Source organism: Oenococcus sp. (assembly GCF_047725585.1).
In the GTDB taxonomy this organism is placed as follows: domain Bacteria; phylum Bacillota; class Bacilli; order Lactobacillales; family Lactobacillaceae; genus Oenococcus; species Oenococcus kitaharae_A.
This window is the reverse complement of record NZ_JBDNNF010000006.1, coordinates 34,014-52,956: the sequence shown is the minus strand read 5'-3', so window position 1 is coordinate 52,956 and position 18,943 is coordinate 34,014. Positions and strand designations below refer to the sequence as shown.

Genomic DNA, 18,943 nt, shown 5'->3' with positions numbered 1-18,943 from the left:
TACTTATGAAAATTACATTCTATCTGATCCGTCATGGCCAGACCTACTTTAATCGATACAACAAATTACAAGGCTGGAGCAATTCTCCCCTGACTGAAAACGGTATTAGCGATGCAAAAAAAGCCGGGCGCAAACTTAGAGAAATCTCTTTTGACGTAGCTTATTCGTCAGATACAACACGTGCTATTCAGACGGCCGATTTGATTTTGGCCGAAAATAGTTTTGATAAGCAGCCAGAATTGCTTAGCCTTCCAAATTTCCGAGAAGAATTTTATGGATCATATGAAGGCACAAATATGGATGCTGCTTGGCTGGCAGCTGGTGCACCTTATGGGTTAAAAACCTATGCTGAGATCGTTGATGATTTTGGCCTGCCTTCAACCAAGGATTTTTTAAAAGCAGCTGATCCCTGGCACGATGCTGAAAATAATGATGAATATTGGGCACGTCTGGATGAAGGCTTTGAAAAAATTCTGGCAAATCCAAAGATTGGTGATCAATCCCAAGTCCTTTTGATCTCACATGGCAATACGCTGCTTTCTTTAGCAGATCGTTATGGACAAGATAAAATTGGTCTGCATACGCGGCCAAGCAATGGCTCTGTGTCCAAATTACAATATGAAAACGGCCATTACCGTTTCCTTACTTTTAATGACCAAGCGGTCGATTAATCAGCGCTTTTTAAGCCAATCATAAATAGCGAGTGCGGCTACAACAATTAAAATGATGACAATGCCGTGCCAAAGCAGATTAATTAGTGAAAAGATCAGGCCAATCGCCAGGATCAGAAGCAGGATTGGCAGCAGCACTGCTGTCACGCCTACAGAAATGACACCGAAAACGGCGGCCAAGATGAGTAAAAGAATAAAAAATACGAGCATCAGTACAGCTCCTCCGCAAAGCATAGCTATTTTTTTAATAGATAATCTCATTTTAACCGTTCAGAAGACGAGTTTGGAAAATTTTTGTAATATTACATTTTGATGACAAAAATCAAATACCTTGACTTTTAATTCAGCTCCTAGTAACCTAAGTAACAACTCAAAGAGAGTACATGCGAGATAATAGTTCACAAATGAAGATGAGTGCATCCATTATTTTGGTCAGCGTCGTGTTGTTGATTACACAGTGACGACTGATCATTTTGTCAGCCGTCAAAAGATGGCTGGCTGGCATGGTTGAAGATTTCAAAACCGTTCTAGTTAGTTGCTTACTAGAGCGGTTTTTTTATTACTTAAGGAGGAAATATGACAGCAAACAACGTTCCAAAAAGCCAGGCTGATTTTTTTGATCAGGACCCGGCCTCCATGACGCCTGAACAACGCAGCGAGGCTTATTCGCAAGCGATGTCGGCGGCAGCTAAATTTAAAAGTGATCGAGCTCAGACTGAAGAGCTTCGTCCAGGCTCAGGTCCTTTGACCCGCCCAGAGAAAAAAATGAAAATGTCTGACTGGGTCTATACAGTCAGTCAAGGAATCTCCAATGCGGTTTTGGTTATTCTTGGTATTTCCATTCTTTTGAATACAGCTGGTAATTTGCTTCACTGGGCGCCTATGCAGATGGTTGGCGTCTTAGGCCAGCATCTGCTAGCACCTGCTATTGGTGCCGGTATCGCCATCCAGCTTCGATCAACGACCTTAACAACTTTTTCAGCTATGATCGCAGCCACAGTTGGCGCCAACTCTATGTACTTTACAAGCGGCGCAATCAAAGCCGCTACAACAGCTACTGGCTGGGTTGCACCTCAATTAGCTGGCGCCACGATCATGACTGTCGGCCAACCGATTTCCGCCGTGATTGCCGGCCTTGCAGCTGCCCTATTAGGCAAGTGGATGACCGGTAAAACACCGCTTGATATGTTTATCGTACCTTTCTGTGCCACTTTTGTTGGTTCGGTCGTTGGCCTTGGTGCCGCAACTGTAACGACGCCATTCTTAAATTGGGTATCAAAAGGACTGGCAGACACGATGTCAGTCAACCCGATTCTTGGCGCGGCCGTCGTCTCATTTGCTTGGTTCTGGTTCTTAATGACACCCGCTTCTTCGGCTGCATTAGCCGTAGCAGTCGGGCTTGATCCAATGTCTGCCGGTGCCGCCTTAATCGGTTGCTGTGCCGCATTTTCCGGCTATACAGCAATGAGTTTTACACAAAATAATTCCGGTGCTAATATTGCCCAAGGGCTCGTAACACCGAAAGTCCAGTTTCCAAACATCATCAAATCACCGTTAACAGCGGTTGGACCAATGATCTCAGCTGTTGTGATGGCTATATTTGCAGTAACAGTTGGCGGTTTTAGAGTACCAGCTGCCCTTGGCGGACTTGGTTTCTCATCATTTACTGCACCATTAAATATCCTGTCAATGCCTAAAACATCCGGCTTCTCTAATGGCTGGGGCGGTTTAGCAGTTATGCTTTTCTTCGGTTTAGTTGGCCCGGCAGTAATTTCTTGGATTTGGTATCAGTTCTTAAAGCGCGTTGGCAAGACACGCGAAAATGATTTACACCTTGATGTTGTTTGATTAATAATTTGTTTCACATATCAATGATTCATGTTAGAAAAGGAGAGATTTACAAAAATGACAAAAGCAAAAGCGACAGATTTTGATTGGCCGAATATTGGTTTTAATTATCATGATTTGCCATATAGTTTTCATGCAGAATTTAAGGATGGCCATTGGGATGAAGGTCATCTGACTGAAGATTCGACAATCACAATGTCTGAAGCTGCCAATGTCCTTCATTATGGACAGGAAGCTTTTGAAGGTTTGAAGGCCTATCGCCGAAAAGATGGCGGTGTTAACTTGTTCAGGCCGGATATGAATGCTAAACGGATGCATAAATCAGCTGAGCGCCTTCTGATGGAACCGTTCCCAGAGGATCGATTTGTTCAAGCCGTTAAAGAAGTTGTCAAAGCCAATCAAGACTTTGTTCCGCCATACGGTTCTGGCGCAACATTGTATGTCCGTCCGTTTTTGATCGGTACCGGTGAAGTTATCGGTGTCCATCCGGCCAATCAGTTCCAATTCCATATTCTCGTAACGCCAGTCGGTCCTTACTATAAAGGCGGCATGCAGCCAACTGCTTACGTCACCAGCCCTTATGACCGTGCTGCTCATGGTGGAACCGGCCAATCCAAAGTTTCAGGAAACTATGCTTCTAGTCTGCTCCCTGGTTCCATCGCACATGAAGAAGGATTTTCGGACGTTGTCTACTTGGATCCTCGCTTGCATGAAAACATTGAAGAATTAGGTGGCGCCAACTTCTTTGGTATCACGAAAGATGGCAAGTTCAAAACACCGAAGTCGCCTTCTATTCTGCCTTCAATCACGAAGAAATCTTTGCTGAAATTGGCTAGTGATTTCGGAATGGAACCCGAAGAAACCACAATCAGCATTTATGATTTGGATCAGTTCTCAGAGGCCGGCGCCATGGGTACAGCTGCGGTTATCTCGCCTGTTGGTTCAATTACGCATAACGGCAACAAACATGTCTTTTACAGCGAGACCAAAGTTGGTCCATACACACAAAAACTTTATGATCGCCTTAGCGGTATCCAAGATGGCGACATCAAGGGCCCTGACGGCTGGCAAGTTGATGTGCCTTTGAATTAATCAGCCTTTCTAGATTTCTAAGATAATAGATGATTAAATCGTTTCTAAATTGAAACGATTTTATTTTATATTTTGTTTAGTTTTTATTGACAAAAACTAAACAAAATAATATCATTAATGAAAACATAAGAAAGGAAAATGATATGTCAGAAGTAACAAATGAACTCATGCGAACAATTGGTGGTTTAGCTAAGAACCCAAATTTTTATCTCATGGTCGGGCCGCGTCATGATAGCCGGCGCAGCCACCACCGCGGCCAAGCTCGGTTAATGCGTTTATTGGACAAATATGACGGCCTCTCGGTCGGCGAAATCGCCGAGATATTAGATGTGCGTCCCAGTTCCGTGACAGGACTGGTTGATAAGCTGGCAGATAATGGCTTAGTTGATCGGATCCCCGACGAGCGCGACAAACGCATCACACTGATTAAGTTAACTAAAAAGGGCCACGACTTTTTACAAAGCAAAAAAGACGAGGCCGATGATCTGAGTGAAGAAGTTTTTGCTGGTTTGACCGACGAAGAACAAGCAACACTACTTCACTTATTAAAACGTGTTTCTAAAAACTTGAGTGATATGGATTTTGGAGACTATATCAGCCAGATGGTGAACGACTCGATTGGCCGCCACTTTAGATTCGATGATGGCGATATTCATATCAACCTATAAAACAAGGATAAATGGAGAAAGATTATGGCAAAAGTAACAGATGGCGATTTCAAAGATTTAGACGACGATTTTGATGATTTCGGAAGTGAGGCTGATGATTTAGGCGATCGTATCAGTGAAAAAATTGATCGTAAATTCAAAAATTGGGCTAAAGACCATCCCCAGCAGATTGTTGTGGAAAACGGTCATCATCGTCACGGCCATCATGGCTATGTGATTAATAACGGTGCTGATTTTTATAGTTTGGGACTAATGCTCTCTGCCGGCATCACCTGGTTTGTCAGCCACCATGATGTCTGGACAACAATCTGGCATGGTTTATTGTCTTGGCTGTATTTCGGCTATTGGCTTGCACAGACCCTGCATTAAGGCAAACAAAAAACGGATGACTAATCCGTTTCTCAAAATCATTTTGAGAATGTTGCAGTCACCCGTTTTTTTATACTCAAACGACCGCTAGACCGCCAGCAGGATTACTCAAATCTGGTTTTTGTGCCTTAACAATCAGCTCTTCATTAACAAAGGCCATCATGCCTAACTGGCTTAACTCGCGGCCATATCCAGATTTTTTCACGCCGCCAAACGGCTGCTCCGGCAACGAAGTCATAAAGTTGTTCACAAACATCATGCCCGTTTCAACTTTTGAAGCGACCCGTGCGCCACGGTCAGGATCACCAGAGAAGATAATCCCACCAAGACCAAAGTCTGAGTCATTGGCCAAATCAACAGCCTCTTGTTCACTGGAAACTTTGTAAACCTGTGCGACAGGGCCAAACATTTCTTCAGAATAAGCCGGGTTGTCTTTACTGATATCAGTCAAGATAGTCGGCTGGATAAATTGACCGGGCAGGTCAACTTTTTCATTACCGTAATAAACCTTGGCACCAGCCTTGACAGCACGGTCAATCTGATCTTGGAGCTTGTCTTTGGCCCGCTTAGAATTCATGGGGGCAAAAGTTGTCTTAGGATCCATTGGATCACCAGGCGTAACAGCAGCAAAATGTGCCTTTAGCGTTGTCAGGAACTGATCGTACAAATTATCAGCCACGATAAAGCGTTTTGACGATGTGCAGACCTGGCCAGCATTATAAAGGCGAGCCCGCCATGCAATATCAGCAACTTGATCAATATCAGCGTCATCCAAAACGATAAAGGCATCCATGCCGCCAAGTTCCATCGTGTTTTTCTTCAAATTCTCGCCAGCAGCTTTAGCAACTGCCCGGCCGCCACGCTCAGAACCAGTCAAAGCCACGCCTTGCACACGGGGATCTGCAATAATGGTGCCGACCTGATCATAGTTAACAAAAAGATTCGTGAAACTGCCTTCTGGTGCACCGGCTTCAGTCACAATTTTGCCAAAAGCATCTGAGGATCCCGGTGTATTTGACGGACCCTTTAATACCATTGGATTCCCTACGATAAAGTTTGGCGCAAAGACACGCATCACTTGATAATATGGAAAATTCCAAGGTTCAACGGCCAGAATCACGCCGGTTGAATGCTTTTCTATTTGTGCTTCGCCGGTCGCCCGGGTCGTGATGGACGTCGGTTTTAACAAATCTGCACCATGATCAGCATAATAGTCGGCAATCATTGCACAAAGTTCAACTTCCCCTTTGGCTTCGCCGATTAATTTGCCCATGTCGTTAACAGCCGTCTTGGCAAGCTCATCTTCATGCTGCCGGAATAAATCAGCGATTTTATGTAAGATTTTAGCCCGTTCATCAACTGGTCCATCACGCCATTTTTTATACAATCCGTACCCTAACGTTAAGGCTTTTTCAATGTCGGCTGGCGTTGAAAAGTCGTATGTTTTGATCGTTTCGTTCGTGTAGGGATTAATCGTTTGGTATGCCATTTAATTTCTCCTCGTATCACTCTTGATTTTTGATCGCAACTGCTGTGGTCGCCTTCTATGTTAGTGCAATCATTTAAGCGATTCAATCTTAGAAAGGGCAATGATTGTGAATAATTAAACTTTAATATTAATGTTCATCTGGCAAAACACCACTTTGCTGCCAAGCTCGCCAAACAGAATCAGCATCATAGCGATGAGCTGTTTGATAGGCACCAGCAGACAAATGCTGCCATAAAGCATTATTCTGAAAAACTTTAACAACAGCCGCAGCCAAGTCAGCGTAACTGCCGTTTTTAACCAAAAAACCATTTTCACCATTTTGAATAATCACGTCCGGCCCAAAATTCGCATGATAAGCAACTGCTGGCAGGCCATGTGCCATCGCTTCGATTAAAGACATGCTAAAGCCCTCGCCAGTCGAAGTTTGAATGACCATTTGCGCTTGGTCCAAGGATTGCCAGAGCACCAGCCCAAGGGCATAATCAGCAAAGACAACCGCATCTGATAAACCATTGTCGGCCGCAATCTTCTTCAGGCTGGCCAAAAAATCAGCCGAACTGGCATAACCGCGAAATTCTAGGCTCACATCAGGAATTTTTTTTCTAATAGCTGATAAGGCATAGATGGCCTGCTCCGGATGTTTTTCTTCGGATAATCGGCCAAAATAAATCAAGCGATGTGCTCGGCGCCCTGCCAATGCCCGCGGCTGTGTCTGCAGAAGCCTCTGGGAGACAAAAGTATCCGGTGCACAATAAAAAGAAATTCTGGGAAAACGGCGTGCTAGAATTTTTCTTTGTGCCTCAGTGGCTGTGATCACACCGGTAAAAGCGGAGGCATCAGCTGTAAACAGCGGCGTTAAGACATCGCTTAAACGGCCTCGCAGCGGATTATCAGGATCTACTGTGTGGGCGTCATGCAAATACTGAAATTTAGCTGCTGCACCCTGGATATGTGCCACTGTATCGATCATGCTGGGCCGGTCATTGATAATAACAGACGATTCTGACTGCTGTGACAAAATTTCATTCATGAAGAAAATAAATAAATCATTTTCCGAATCAAAACGCCAATCGCGACCATGGTAATTAAAAAGTCGATACATCGTGGGAAACAATTGGCCGCTGATGTTCATCCGGATAACTTCCATGACTTTGCGGCCCGCCGGATCAAAGAAAATCTGCGGACCAGGCTGGCCGTCAGGATGGAAATATTGTGTCGAAGACTTGAAGCCGCGCCAGTCCCAATAATCAGTCGCGGCCGTGTTGCCAAAACGATCATAATAAATCATATTTCCCATCAATCCCACTGTCAACGGCGCGATTGTTGCACGCGCGATGATCCTGCCATGAGATTTAATCAATGAATAATTCGCATCAATGCCGTCAATATGATAATCCCGTTTGGGAATTGTTCTAGCAAAACGGACAGGTATCTGTCGGCGTGTGACTGACAGGGCGTTTTGAAAATAATCATACATATTCAGCAGCTGATCGTCAGGCAGATCAAGCTGTTTGGCCGACTGATGAAAAGAAGGATTGTAATCACGAGCAACATAAAAAGCTTGTTGGCCCTTTGCATTGAATAACTGCACGCGCTTGACCTGAGAAAATTCAGTACCCGAATTGAAAGAAAAAATATTTTCAGAAACAAAGTAAAACATTAGATTTTCTCTCCTTGTTCACCTAGTCCGTCCGTGACCGCTGGCCGATAAACAGCGAGTTTTGCCGGCCAGCTGCGTTTAGCATCGTCAAGTAATGCCGACCAAGCTTGCCAGACCTGTTTTTCTGAATACCGCTGCGACAAACGATAAGCCTGATCAGACATCTGCTGCAGCTGATCGGGATTCTGAAACAGCCAGACTAATTTCTCTGCTAGAGCCTGGTAATCGCCATAAGGCAGAATACAGCCGTTTTTGCCATCAACAACCAGCTCATTAGGGCCGTAATTCACATCATAAGTCAGGCCGACATCACCTTGAGCCAAGCCTTCCATGAGCGACAGATTAAAGCCCTCCATCGCCGAAGTAACGGCAAACACCTGCGCTTGCTGCTCAATTTGATTACCTTGAGTCGTATATTCATGTACATGCACCTGTTTTTCAAGCTGGTTCTCTTTAATGACAGCCACAATTTCACGGTAAGCTTCATAATTATTGCTGGCATCACGATAGCCGTACAGATCCAGCGTGATATCAGGGACTTGTTTTTGAGCAATGGCAACAGCTTTCACCAACTGATCGAGCTGTTTTTCAGGTGCAATACGTGCTAAAGCAATGACGGAATGCGGCTGCCTTTGAGCCATCTTGATTGTCTGAGATTGGAAATGAGCGTCTGGAATCACGCCGACCGGAATAGTGAAACACGGAACTTGCGGCTTAAAACGTGCTTGAATATCATGGCTTTGTTTGGCAGTCGCACTAATAATGGCATCATAGCTGTTAGCCTGCCAAAGCGAATATTCATAATGGTTATTCAATAATGCATGCTGCTCGTCATTAGGATTGACAGTCTGCGAATTATGCAGATGCAGAGCCGTATAAGCCGGCTGTTTTAATTCCGTTAAAGCCCAGTCTCCTAAATCGCTGCGGTCTAAGATAAAAATATTCGCTTCTTTTGGGCTGAAATAAGCCGCATTAATCAAATCCAAAAAATGTTTGTAAAGCTCGTCAAGATTGTCAAAGATACGAATGCTGCCGTCAGGATCGCAAAGACGCCACGATGACAGCGACTGTTCGCCAATGGCATTAAATTTATGAAAAGCTTCGATTACAGGCCGTCCATCCAGCGTCTGCCAAGTCTCGTTGGCAATCTTGTTGTCCGGCGAATACCATTGCGTCATGGAAACGAAGCCACGAGTATCATAAAAATCTACCGCATACAAGTTGCCAAAGGCATCAAATAACTCCGTGCTGCGAACACGCCGAGGCTTGCTATCAGCAAAATAGTTGATGCGCGCCAACAATTTCTGTTTGGCAGCGCCGCCTTGTATGTCAGGCACCCTTTGAAAGGCCAACAGTCGATTATTCACCGGATCATCTTCATAAAAATCGACAGAACAACCCAAGTCGACTGATCGCGGCGAAACGACCTGGCCGTTCACTTTCTCCGTACCTTGAAAATAATCGAATAAGTTGATTACTTCATCATCACTTAGAGAACTATCAGCAAGATCTTGGTGGAGCGTTGGCGACCAATCACGCAGCAGAACTTTAAAAGCAGTCTGATGATGTCGAAACAAATCAGCACGTTTCAACTCGGCGTGTTCGATGCCAGATTTGTTTTTTTGCATATTTGCATTAATAAAAAAAATCATTGCCGCTCCTTATCGTGGCCTTATCGGTCAACTCCGGGTGTGCCTATGAATTGCAGATGATGATGTATTTGCGAATCCTTTAAAAACAACGATAATCAATAACTTTCACGACTGGGGTCTTTGACATAATCATTAAAAGTTTCAATCGCCTGTTCACGCCCGATTTGACTCATCTTCACAATCTGATCATCGTGAGCGCCATTCTCAATAAAATGGTAAATAAAATCATCGCGAAAACCGATCTGGCCAGCATCTTCAGCTGTATTGGCATAATAAACCGTCTTGATATTAGCCCAAATAGCAGCTGATAAACACATTGGACAGGGATAACAGCTGGTATATAACACGCATTCTGATAAATCGTAGCTGTTCAGATATTGGCAAGCCTTGCGGATCGCTGTAATCTCAGCATGCGCTGTCGGATCGTTTTCGACGAGAACGCGATTATGCGCAGCAGCAACGACTTCCTGATTACGGACAATCACAGCACCAAAGGGACCACCTTCTTTTAAAACAATGTTTTCGTTGGCCTGCTCAACGGCAAGTTTCATATACTCGATTTCAGTCATATATTAAGTTTAACAATCATTCACGCGATCGTTAAGAGTGATGATGGCGTTAATTTTTCAGTAATTCGCCGTTTTTAAAATTTTGAGACTTTTCAATAATGCCAGCATCAGAGAAGCGCAGCCATTTCCCATCTTTGAGGTCATCTTTTAAATGACCGATTTGCCAAAGACGGCCTGTGTTTTTAAAAAACTGCCACTCACCCTGCATTTTGCCATCAAAAGATCCGCGAGCTTTGACTGTGCCATCCGAAAAATAATACGTCCGCTGGCCATCAGCATCTTGGAATTTGGCTTGGCCGTTTCGATAAAAATCATCGTTTTCGGCTGGTTTAACGCTTTTTGAAACAGAAGGAGCCGGCTGGTCCACTGTTTCAGATGTTTCGGGTGTTTCATCGACCAGCTTTAAAGCGGCTTTAGCCTTCGCTTCTCGGGCAGCTTTATTTGCCGCCATCGCGGCTTTCCGGCTTTTGCGCTTCAAAATCCCAGTAACAGGCATACCAAGATTTTTTTCTTTTTTTATGATATTGTCCTCGTCCATATTTAATCCAGCTCCAATCATTGAATCATGAGTTGCCGGTTTCGATGGCTATCAAGGTGATAGCCTAATTGGATCAGCGACATTGCAAACAAGTTAGTTAAAACAGGCTTCTTGCAACGATCTTAAGTTGACAACTCCTTACGCTTCATTTTAATGAATGACTCGTGTGATTGCATGGATAAACCGCTAAAATTAAAAGAAATATAGAGGAGTAAGTATGTCAGGAATCACATCACAAGATTTATTTAAATTAAAATCAGCGTCTCAGCTCACTTATGGCGATGGCAAAATTTTCTTTGTCGAGAATTTCCTTGATGCCAAGTCGAACAGTTATAACAGCACAATCAAGTCGGTCGATGAATCAGGCTTGGTACAGACCTGGGCAAACGGCAAGGGAATCAATAGCAATCCGGTTATTTTGGGGGAATCATTGTATTTTACCGCCAAGGATGATCGCAGCAAGAAAAATCAGTTGTTTACAATTAACTTAAAAGGCGGTGTTGCAACACAAGTGACTTTTGAAAAAACGGATGTCATCGATGTTTTAGCCTTATCTGATGGACACCGTCTGCTTTTTCAGACTAAGAAATCCGATATCCCCAGTAAATTTAAGACAGAAGATTTTCCAAAAACACGTCAAGTGAAGCGATTAATCAGCCGTTTTGACGGTTTGGGATGGATTGATGACCAAGCCGTTTATGCAACCTTTAGTTTCGATCCCAGCACTAAAAGCAGTGTTGAGCTATTTCAAGGGAAGTATCCGATCAGTTTATTGGATATTTCATCAGATGACCGGCAATTCTTGTACAGTGCCAAAAATCTGCCGGACGATGAACAGGATTTCGGCGAAGGTATTTATGCCTATGACTTTGCTAGTAAAAAAAGCAGTTTTATTACCAAGGATGAAGCTAAAGGCCAGTTTTTTGACGCACGTTTCTCACCGGATGCCAACAAAATTCTTTTGGCCGGTGATGACGAACATCTGAGAAATAATACGAAACAGGAACTTTATCTCTACGATGTGAGCGAACAAAAACTCACAAATTTGACGCGTGAAGCTGATTTTGATTTGAGCAGCCATTTAGCAGCTGATTTTGAGCAGCAATCCTCAGGCCGGGTACTAGCTTGGATTGATAATGCCAATTACTTTTTCACAGCCGCCTATCATGGCCATTCTCAGGCATTTACAGGGTCAGGCAGTCAGTTTCGCATCGTCTACAATGAATTAAACCAGATTTACGATTTCACCCTTTTGCCGAATGCACAAGTGGCTTTTTCAGTTTCGGCACAAAGCAAAGCCAACGAAATCGTCAAATTGGACTTAAAAGCAAATGCCCAATTTCAGCTCTACAACCCCAATCTGAAGTTTGAAAGCGAGCACGATTATGCCAAAGTAGACCGTTTCACTTTTCAAACTGCAGACGGTTGGGATCATGATGGCTGGTATATGCATGCACTTGATCCAAAAGATAAAGAAAACGTCCCTGTTCTGCTTTATGTTCATGGCGGCCCGCACGGTGCTTATGGCGAGACTTTCTTCCATGAATTCCAAGTACACGCTAGCCACGGATATGCAATTGTTTTCGTTAATCCGCGTGGTTCAACAACTTATGGCCAAAAATTCGAGTCTGCTGTGATCGGCCACTATGGCGAAGGCGATTATACCGATGTTTTGGCTGGCCTGGACTATGCTTTAGATCATTTTCCCGAATTAGACCGCGATCACCAATACATCGCCGGCGGGTCTTATGGCGGCTTTATGACTAGCTGGGCTGTCGGGCACACTCAGCGTTTTAAAGCAGCGGTGACACAGCGGTCCGTGATTAACTGGATTTCTATGTGGGGTACTTCAGATATCGGCTGGTTCTTTAATGAGTCCGAACTTGGCCTAGGACTATATGACGAAGGCGGCTTAGCTGAATATTGGAAACGGTCTCCACTTGCCTATGCACAAAATGTCACGACACCGCTCTTGATTCAGGCTGGCGAATGGGATATGCGCTGCCCAATCGAACAATCTGAGCAATTCTACACAGCTGTCAAACAGCATGGCGGCGAAACCAAGTTTATTCGCTACCCGCAAAGTTTTCATGGTTTTTCCCGCGACGGGCTGCCGAGTCTTCGGATGCAGAGATTGTCAGACATTGAAAGCTGGCTGGATTCACACAAATAATTTTTTTAGACGATTCAATTCAGAATCGTCTATTTTTTTATCCAAAAAACGTGCCAGCGGTGTAAATTGATGACGATCTTTAAAAGGCAGATCAACCGCCTTTAAAATCACTACCGTCAATTTATTTTCAGTCAAAAAAAGCTGACCGATTTCCGTAAAGCGGCCAGAAGTATGTTTCCCAGTGCGCCAGACACTCATCTCTTTGCGATTTGCAGCAAAGACAAATTGTCCCTGATCATTTTGGCTGACTGGCAACCCATAAAAAAGCTGCACTTTGTACTGATTTTTTTTCATAAAAAAAGGCTAACGATTAGCCGAATAGCCCTCTTTTCTTTTGCGGCGTCACAGATTCCCCACGTGTTTCCGCGTAGTTCTGCAAGGCCTTTCTTTCCTTTTCACTCAATCTCTTCGGTACCTGCACAACAACTTTGACATAATGGTCGCCGATTCGGTTGGGATTATTAACATAAGCTGACCCTTTACCACGCAAACGGAACTCGGTTCCGGTCTGCGTACCAGCCGGCACGGTCAGCTCAACTTCGCCGCGGACTGTCTTGACTGTAATCTTATCACCCAAAGCCGCTTGCACAAAGCTGATGCCTTTTTCAGAATAAATATCCGCACCTTCTCTTTGAAAGCCATCTGCTGATTTGCCAACAACAAAAGACACATACAAATCACCATAGGGGCCGCCGTTCACACCAGCCTCTCCCTGCCCTGATAGACGCATCTGCTGGCCAGTCTCAACACCTGCCGGAATCGTGACTTTGACGGCATGTTCTTTAGAACTACCGCCTTTTTCTTGACGGACATATTTGATTTCTGTTTCTTTACCGAAAACAGCTTCTTCAAATGTCAAATTAACACGATATTGTAAATCACGTCCCTTGCGCGGTCCGTTAGGGTTGAAGCCGCCGCCAAACATTTGACTAAAGATATCACCAAAATCACCAAAATCCTGGCCATTAAAGCTGAATCCGCCTTGTTGAAAGCCGCCGCCAAAACCATTCTGTCCGGCACCAGCGTTTGCGCCAGCCTTACCGTACTGATCATAAGCAGCCTTCTTTTGCGGATTGCCTAAGGTCTCATAAGCTTCTTGTACTTGCTTATATTTATCTTCGGCACCGGGCTCGTGATTTAAATCAGGATGATATTTCTTTGAAAGCTTCCGATAGGCATGCTTGATCTCATCTTGGCTCGCGTTTTTATCAATTCCTAGTGTGTTGTAATATTCTTCATTATCCATAATATGTAGGCCGGGATTCCCCCGGCAGTTTGATTACTTTTTGTCGTCAGGATTAACTTCTTTAAAGTCACCATCGACAGTCTTACCATCATCGCCTGACTTGCCGCCATTATCAGGTCCGGCCTGACCAGCTTGGCCAGCTGCACCAGACTGTGGTGCAGACTGCTGATAGAGCTTAATTGCCAAAGCTTGCGCTGCCTTTTCCAAAGCATCCTTCTTTTCTTTTAAGGTCTCAAGATTGTTAGAATCCTTGGCCTTCTTCAATTCGTCCAAAGCGTCTTGAACCGGCTTTTTATCAGCATCGCCCAGCTTGTCGCCAACATCAGTCAAAGTTTTTTCACTAGAGAAGATCAACTGATCAACTTCGTTATGCAAATCAACTTCTTCCTTCTTTTTCTTATCGGCTTCTTCGTTGGACTGAGCGTCCTTCACCATCTTGTCGATCTCTTCTTTAGAAATGCTTCCTGGGTTTTGGATTGTGATCTTTTGACTCTTGCCAGTACCTTTATCTTTAGCGGAAACAGATACAATACCGTTTCGGTCAATATCAAATGTCACTTCAATCTGTGGAATGCCACGCGGTGCGGCAGGAATATCAGACAATTGGAAATTGCCCAAAGTCTTGTTATCGGCAGCCATAGGACGCTCGCCTTGCAGAACGTGAATATCAACTGCCGGCTGATTATCAGCAGCCGTTGAGAAGACTTGCGACTTAGAAGTCGGAATCGTTGTGTTGCGGTCAATCAGCTTGGTCATAACGCCGCCCATTGTTTCAATACCTAATGACAGAGGTGTGACATCAAGCAGAACAACATCTTTCACATCACCAGTAATCACAGCACCTTGAACAGCAGCGCCTAAAGCAACGGCCTCATCAGGGTTGATTGAGTGGTTAGGTTCTTTACCAGTCAATTCCTTGACTGATTCTTGAACAGCTGGAATACGTGTCGAACCACCATTTAAGATCACTTCATCAATATCAGAGAAGCTCAATCCGGCATCCTTCATGGCATTTTGGACTGGTGCCTTAGCACGGTCCACCAAGTCAGCAGTCAGTTGGTTGAATTGTGCGCGCGTCAAGGTCTTATCAATGTTCAGGTTTTGGTGAATAAATGGCAACAGAATCTGAGCTTCATTGGCTGAAGACAAGGTCTTCTTAGCTTTTTCAGCTTCATCTTTCAAACGCTGCAAAGCTAACGAATCAGTTGATAGGTCAACGCCATTTTCTTTTTTGAAGTCACTAACTAGCCAGTCAATCACTTTCTGATCGAAATCATCACCACCAAGGTGTGTATCGCCATTAGTTGACAAAACTTCAAAGACACCATCACCTAATTCAAGGATGGAAACATCAAAAGTACCACCACCCAAATCATAAACAAGAATCTTTTGATCCTTATCAAGCTTATCCAGGCCGAAGGCTAAAGCAGCCGCCGTTGGTTCGTTAATGATACGCTGAACATTCAAACCAGCAATTTTTCCAGCATCTTTTGTTGCCTGACGCTGAGCATCGTTAAAGTAGGCAGGCACCGTGATAACAGCATCGCTAACGGGTGTTCCTAAATAATCTTCCGCATATTTTTTGATGTATTGCAGAATCATGGCTGAAATTTCTTCAGGGCGGTATTCTTTGCCATTGGCCTTCACACGATAGTTGCTTTCGCCCATGTGACGCTTGATTGATGAAATCGTATCAGGATTGACGATTGCTTGACGTTTTGCAACATCGCCGACCTGAATTTCACCGTTTTTAAATGCGACAACTGATGGTGTCGTCCGCCCGCCATCTGGATTTGTAATAATTTTCGGCTCATTGCCTTCCATGACGGCAACAGCTGAGTTTGTTGTTCCTAAATCGATACCAATAATTTTTGACATTTTAAGTCCTCCTTATTTTGTATAAACACTAACCATTGCCGGACGCAAAACCCGGTCATGCAATTGATATCCCCTTTGCAAAACAACTGCAATCGTATCGGCTTTCTGTTTTTCCGGATCATCAATCGGTGTCTTTTGAATCGCGTTGTGAAGTTTTGGATCGAACTGGTCACCACTCTTGCCAATCTCTGTGATGCCGTTATCGCGCAGCGCATTGCTCAAAGATTTATAGGTAAGCTCAACGCCGCGGCGGATCTCTTTAGATCCCTGGTCATCACCATCATTAGCTAAAGCGCGTTCTAGATTATCAAGTGCGGGCAGAATACTTTTTGCCAAATCTTGTCCTTCATACTTCAGCATCGTCGCACGTTCCTTGCTAAATCGCTGCTGAACATTCTGCAGCTCTGCTTCTGCACGATAAAATTTGTCCTCATAGTCAGCAGCTGGTGCCTCTTTTTTAGCCGGCTGAGCTGCCTCTTTAGCGGCTGCCTCTGTCTTAGGCTCTTCCTTAGACCCTTTGACGGCCCGCTCGATTTCTTCTTCGCTCGCGGATTTCTCTTGATTCTTAGCTTGTGATTTCTTCTTTTCTACCAAAAGTTCACCTCAATTCGTACCTGAAAATAATAAACAATATTGGTCAAATAGTCAAGATTGGTCAAACATTTTTTTTGCTATAATCGAGAATCATGCCTAAGTTATCTATCAGATTAACAAAACTGGCCGATCTGCCAGAAGTTATGCAAATTATTAATCAAGCCAAAGCACGTTTGAAAGCTGCTGGATCTCCCCAATGGCAAGGCGGATACCCCAATGAAGATTCTTTCAAACATGATATTGCCAAAAATTGGTCCTATGTCCTGCTTGTCGATAGCCAGATAGCTGGTATCGCTGCCCTGATGCAGGAAGCTGAACCCAGTTATGCCGAAATCGAAGATGGCAGTTGGCGGGAGGCAAACAATTTGCATTATACAACAATACATCGGATTGCCATTTCCGATCAATTCTCCGGCCAGCATCTGGCAAATTCCTTTTTTGACTTATTAATTAAAGAGTCTGAACGGCTTGGATTTGATCAGGTCCGTTTCGATACTCATCGTTTGAATTATGCCATGCAGCATTTAGCTGCCAAATTTGCCTTTGAAAAACGCGGCATTATTCGCGTTCAAGATTATCAGGATAACGCGCGTTTTGCCTATCAGCTGATCTTGCGCCCCTGATCAGACTGGCGAATTAGCGGCCAGAATTTTTTTGATCACAGATTGATCCTCGTGCAGTTTGTCGACTAGCCCTCTGACCGAATCGAACTTTTGCTGGTCGCGGACATAATCAATCCAATCAACTGCAATCGTTTCATCGTAGATATTGCCATAAAAATCAAATAAATTGATTTCGACTGTCATCGGATTATTGTCTCCGAAAGTCACGTTATGCCCGATCGAAGCCATGCCGTTCAGCATTTTCCCTGCAAACTGCCCAGTCAAAATCTTCACTCTGACGGCATAAACAGCGGCTTTTGGAAGCAGCTGCGGCTCAATTAACTGCTGGTTCGCGGTCGGAAAACCCAAGGTCCGGCCGATTTGATTGCCTAAAACAACTCGCCCGATCGTCCGATAATCATATCCCAAGAGCCGGTTTGCATCACTGACTTTACCGGATTGGATCAAAGAGCGAATACGCGTGGATGAAATCTTACCGTCAGCGTCATCTTGTTCGGAGACCGAGACTATCTCAAAGCGCTTCTTCGCATAAATGGGTAAATGAGCCATATCAGCCTTTTCTTTGACTGACCCGTATGTATGATCGAAACCAGCAACAAGCACCGCCAGGCCCATTTTTGCAAGGTAATGATCGACATAAGTCTGCGCGGGTTGTTGACCGAAAGCCAAACTATAATCAATCAGAAAAACTGTATCAACTTGCATCTCGGCAAACTTTTTCAATTTTTCCGGTAATGGCAGAATTGGTGCTTTTAAACTAGCATCGTCCTGATAAAAACTAGCAGGCGATTGTCGATAGGTCAGCACAGCCAGTTTCAAAGATCTCTGCTCGGCAATTTGCTGAGCACGCCGAATAACGGCCTGGTGGCCCAAATGAAGCCCATCAAAATAACCCACCGCTAAAACAAATTGATGATCTTGGTCCGATTGATAAATATTGGGAAATTGTAAATTAATGACTTTCATGAAGCAGCATTTTTTCAGGCCGGTACAGGCCTTGATCCTTTTTATAAATTGCCTGCATGGATTGATCATAAAAAATTCTAACAAGCGGCGCATCCGTTTCCAAGTCCCTTAGCCAAGCACCATGCTGGACTAATTGCCAATCAGCCTGCTTAATTGCCACCATTGGCAGCTGTTTTAACAACTTTTCCAGGGGGATAACGAATTGATCCGGAGACGGATTTTTCAATAATTCTTCTAGCGGCACAGCTTGATCAACACGATAACCATCGGCAGCTAGCCGACGCAATTTTTTCATCACGGCCGGTACAGCCATGCTGGCACCAATATCTTCGACCAGCGTTCGAATATAAGTCCCTTTTGAAACAGTTGCCGTAAAACTCAGGTACTGCCGGCCAGCGCCTTGATCAAAATGCGACGCGCCAATCTGGTCGAGCTGGCTGATCGTAATACTTCGAGCCTTCCGTTCAACAGTCTGCCCTTTTCTAGCAAGATCGTAAAGTCTTTTGCCATTGACTTTAATCGCTGAATACATGGGCGGCACCTGGAGATTTTGCCCAAGAAAAGTAGTCAGAGTCTGTTGCAGTTTCAGCTCGCTGATTGGCTTTTTAATTGGCAGCGTCTCAATAATCTGGCCATCAAGATCCTGTGTGTCGGTCTTGATACCCAAAATCATATCAGCATGATATTGTTTTTCAGATTGCTGAAGAAAATCGATCAATTTAGTCGCTTTTCCCAAAACAATGACTAACAGCCCAGTGACCGAGGGATCTAAAGTCCCAGTATGCCCAACTTGTTTCTGATGAAAAACCTGCCGCATTTTTGAAACGACATCAAAGCTCGTCATGCCGGCAGGTTTATCGATTAAAACAATTCCGTTGTACACGCGGTCTTTCTCCTTGATGATCTA

Annotated in this window: 19 protein-coding genes; 7 read left to right on the top strand and 12 right to left on the bottom strand. The window is 44.2% G+C overall.

Features of this window, described 5'->3' with window-relative positions; genetic code table 11:
- Window positions 1–5: 5 nt before the first annotated feature.
- The gene (locus ABF487_RS07690; RefSeq protein WP_415634949.1) at window positions 6–671 is read left to right on the top strand and encodes a histidine phosphatase family protein; all 666 of its coding nucleotides are present in this window, start codon (window positions 6–8) and stop codon (window positions 669–671) included.
- Here ABF487_RS07690 and ABF487_RS07685 read toward each other — a convergent pair whose 3' ends face one another.
- On the bottom strand, window positions 672–881 hold the full coding sequence (locus ABF487_RS07685) for a hypothetical protein (protein WP_007746044.1): 210 nt from the start codon (window positions 879–881) through the stop codon (window positions 672–674).
- Window positions 882–1,247: 366 nt separating this feature from the next.
- Between ABF487_RS07685 and ABF487_RS07680 the strand changes: the two genes are divergently transcribed.
- The 4 genes from ABF487_RS07680 to ABF487_RS07665 all read left to right on the top strand — a co-directional run bounded on the left by ABF487_RS07680 (window position 1,248) and on the right by ABF487_RS07665 (window position 4,648).
- A complete protein-coding gene (locus tag ABF487_RS07680; protein ID WP_415634948.1) occupies window positions 1,248–2,519 on the top strand; it encodes a PTS transporter subunit IIC in 1,272 nt (423 codons plus the stop codon).
- A gap of 30 nt (window positions 2,520–2,549) precedes the next feature.
- Window positions 2,550–3,611, top strand: a complete 1,062-nt coding sequence (locus ABF487_RS07675) for a branched-chain amino acid aminotransferase (RefSeq protein ID WP_415634947.1) — start codon at window positions 2,550–2,552, stop codon at window positions 3,609–3,611.
- Between the two features lie 143 nt (window positions 3,612–3,754).
- Window positions 3,755–4,279 carry a MarR family winged helix-turn-helix transcriptional regulator gene (locus tag ABF487_RS07670; protein WP_007746041.1) on the top strand — a complete coding sequence of 175 codons (525 nt, stop codon included), beginning with the start codon at window positions 3,755–3,757 and terminating at the stop codon, window positions 4,277–4,279.
- Window positions 4,280–4,303: 24 nt separating this feature from the next.
- Entirely contained in the window at window positions 4,304–4,648 is a 345-nt protein-coding gene (locus tag ABF487_RS07665; protein WP_415633553.1) for a hypothetical protein, read from the top strand.
- Between the two features lie 76 nt (window positions 4,649–4,724).
- Here ABF487_RS07665 and ABF487_RS07660 read toward each other — a convergent pair whose 3' ends face one another.
- From ABF487_RS07660 to ABF487_RS07640, 5 genes are all read right to left on the bottom strand, one after another.
- Window positions 4,725–6,137 (bottom strand): NAD-dependent succinate-semialdehyde dehydrogenase, encoded by a 1,413-nt coding sequence (locus tag ABF487_RS07660; RefSeq protein ID WP_415634946.1) that lies wholly within the window; start codon window positions 6,135–6,137, stop codon window positions 4,725–4,727.
- A gap of 127 nt (window positions 6,138–6,264) precedes the next feature.
- A complete protein-coding gene (locus ABF487_RS07655) occupies window positions 6,265–7,797 on the bottom strand; it encodes a glycosyltransferase (RefSeq protein WP_415634945.1) in 1,533 nt (510 codons plus the stop codon).
- The gene (locus ABF487_RS07650; protein WP_415634944.1) at window positions 7,797–9,449 is read right to left on the bottom strand and encodes a glycosyltransferase family 4 protein; all 1,653 of its coding nucleotides are present in this window, start codon (window positions 9,447–9,449) and stop codon (window positions 7,797–7,799) included. Before ABF487_RS07650 ends, ABF487_RS07655 begins: the two co-directional genes overlap by 1 nt.
- 95 nt (window positions 9,450–9,544) lie before the next feature.
- Window positions 9,545–10,000: a nucleoside deaminase gene (locus tag ABF487_RS07645; RefSeq protein ID WP_415633564.1), complete on the bottom strand. Its 456-nt coding sequence runs from the start codon at window positions 9,998–10,000 to the stop codon at window positions 9,545–9,547.
- Window positions 10,001–10,067: 67 nt separating this feature from the next.
- Window positions 10,068–10,556 carry a toxin-antitoxin system YwqK family antitoxin gene (locus ABF487_RS07640; protein WP_263779217.1) on the bottom strand — a complete coding sequence of 163 codons (489 nt, stop codon included), beginning with the start codon at window positions 10,554–10,556 and terminating at the stop codon, window positions 10,068–10,070.
- Between the two features lie 217 nt (window positions 10,557–10,773).
- On the opposite strand from ABF487_RS07640, the gene ABF487_RS07635 reads away from it, so the two are divergent.
- The gene (locus tag ABF487_RS07635; RefSeq protein ID WP_415626097.1) at window positions 10,774–12,729 is read left to right on the top strand and encodes an alpha/beta fold hydrolase; all 1,956 of its coding nucleotides are present in this window, start codon (window positions 10,774–10,776) and stop codon (window positions 12,727–12,729) included.
- On the opposite strand, the gene ABF487_RS07630 is transcribed toward ABF487_RS07635, so the two are convergent.
- The 4 genes from ABF487_RS07630 to grpE are packed head-to-tail and all read right to left on the bottom strand — an operon-like array spanning window position 12,718 to window position 16,447.
- Window positions 12,718–13,023: a hypothetical protein gene (locus tag ABF487_RS07630; protein ID WP_415625366.1), complete on the bottom strand. Its 306-nt coding sequence runs from the start codon at window positions 13,021–13,023 to the stop codon at window positions 12,718–12,720. The genes ABF487_RS07635 and ABF487_RS07630 overlap by 12 nt on opposite strands.
- A 16-nt stretch (window positions 13,024–13,039) precedes the next feature.
- Window positions 13,040–13,975: a DnaJ C-terminal domain-containing protein gene (locus tag ABF487_RS07625; RefSeq protein ID WP_263779220.1), complete on the bottom strand. Its 936-nt coding sequence runs from the start codon at window positions 13,973–13,975 to the stop codon at window positions 13,040–13,042.
- Window positions 13,976–14,008: 33 nt separating this feature from the next.
- On the bottom strand, window positions 14,009–15,853 hold the full coding sequence (gene dnaK / locus ABF487_RS07620; protein ID WP_007746026.1) for a molecular chaperone DnaK: 1,845 nt from the start codon (window positions 15,851–15,853) through the stop codon (window positions 14,009–14,011).
- 12 nt (window positions 15,854–15,865) lie between these two features.
- Window positions 15,866–16,447 (bottom strand): nucleotide exchange factor GrpE, encoded by a 582-nt coding sequence (gene grpE, locus ABF487_RS07615; protein ID WP_415634943.1) that lies wholly within the window; start codon window positions 16,445–16,447, stop codon window positions 15,866–15,868.
- 92 nt (window positions 16,448–16,539) lie between these two features.
- Between grpE and ABF487_RS07610 the strand changes: the two genes are divergently transcribed.
- The gene (locus ABF487_RS07610; protein ID WP_415626095.1) at window positions 16,540–17,070 is read left to right on the top strand and encodes a GNAT family N-acetyltransferase; all 531 of its coding nucleotides are present in this window, start codon (window positions 16,540–16,542) and stop codon (window positions 17,068–17,070) included.
- On the opposite strand, the gene ribF is transcribed toward ABF487_RS07610, so the two are convergent.
- Both ribF and truB read right to left on the bottom strand, forming a co-directional pair.
- Window positions 17,071–18,036 (bottom strand): riboflavin biosynthesis protein RibF, encoded by a 966-nt coding sequence (gene ribF, locus ABF487_RS07605; RefSeq protein WP_415626094.1) that lies wholly within the window; start codon window positions 18,034–18,036, stop codon window positions 17,071–17,073.
- A complete protein-coding gene (truB, locus tag ABF487_RS07600; RefSeq protein WP_415626093.1) occupies window positions 18,023–18,919 on the bottom strand; it encodes a tRNA pseudouridine(55) synthase TruB in 897 nt (298 codons plus the stop codon). Before truB ends, ribF begins: the two co-directional genes overlap by 14 nt.
- Window positions 18,920–18,943 lie beyond the last annotated feature (24 nt).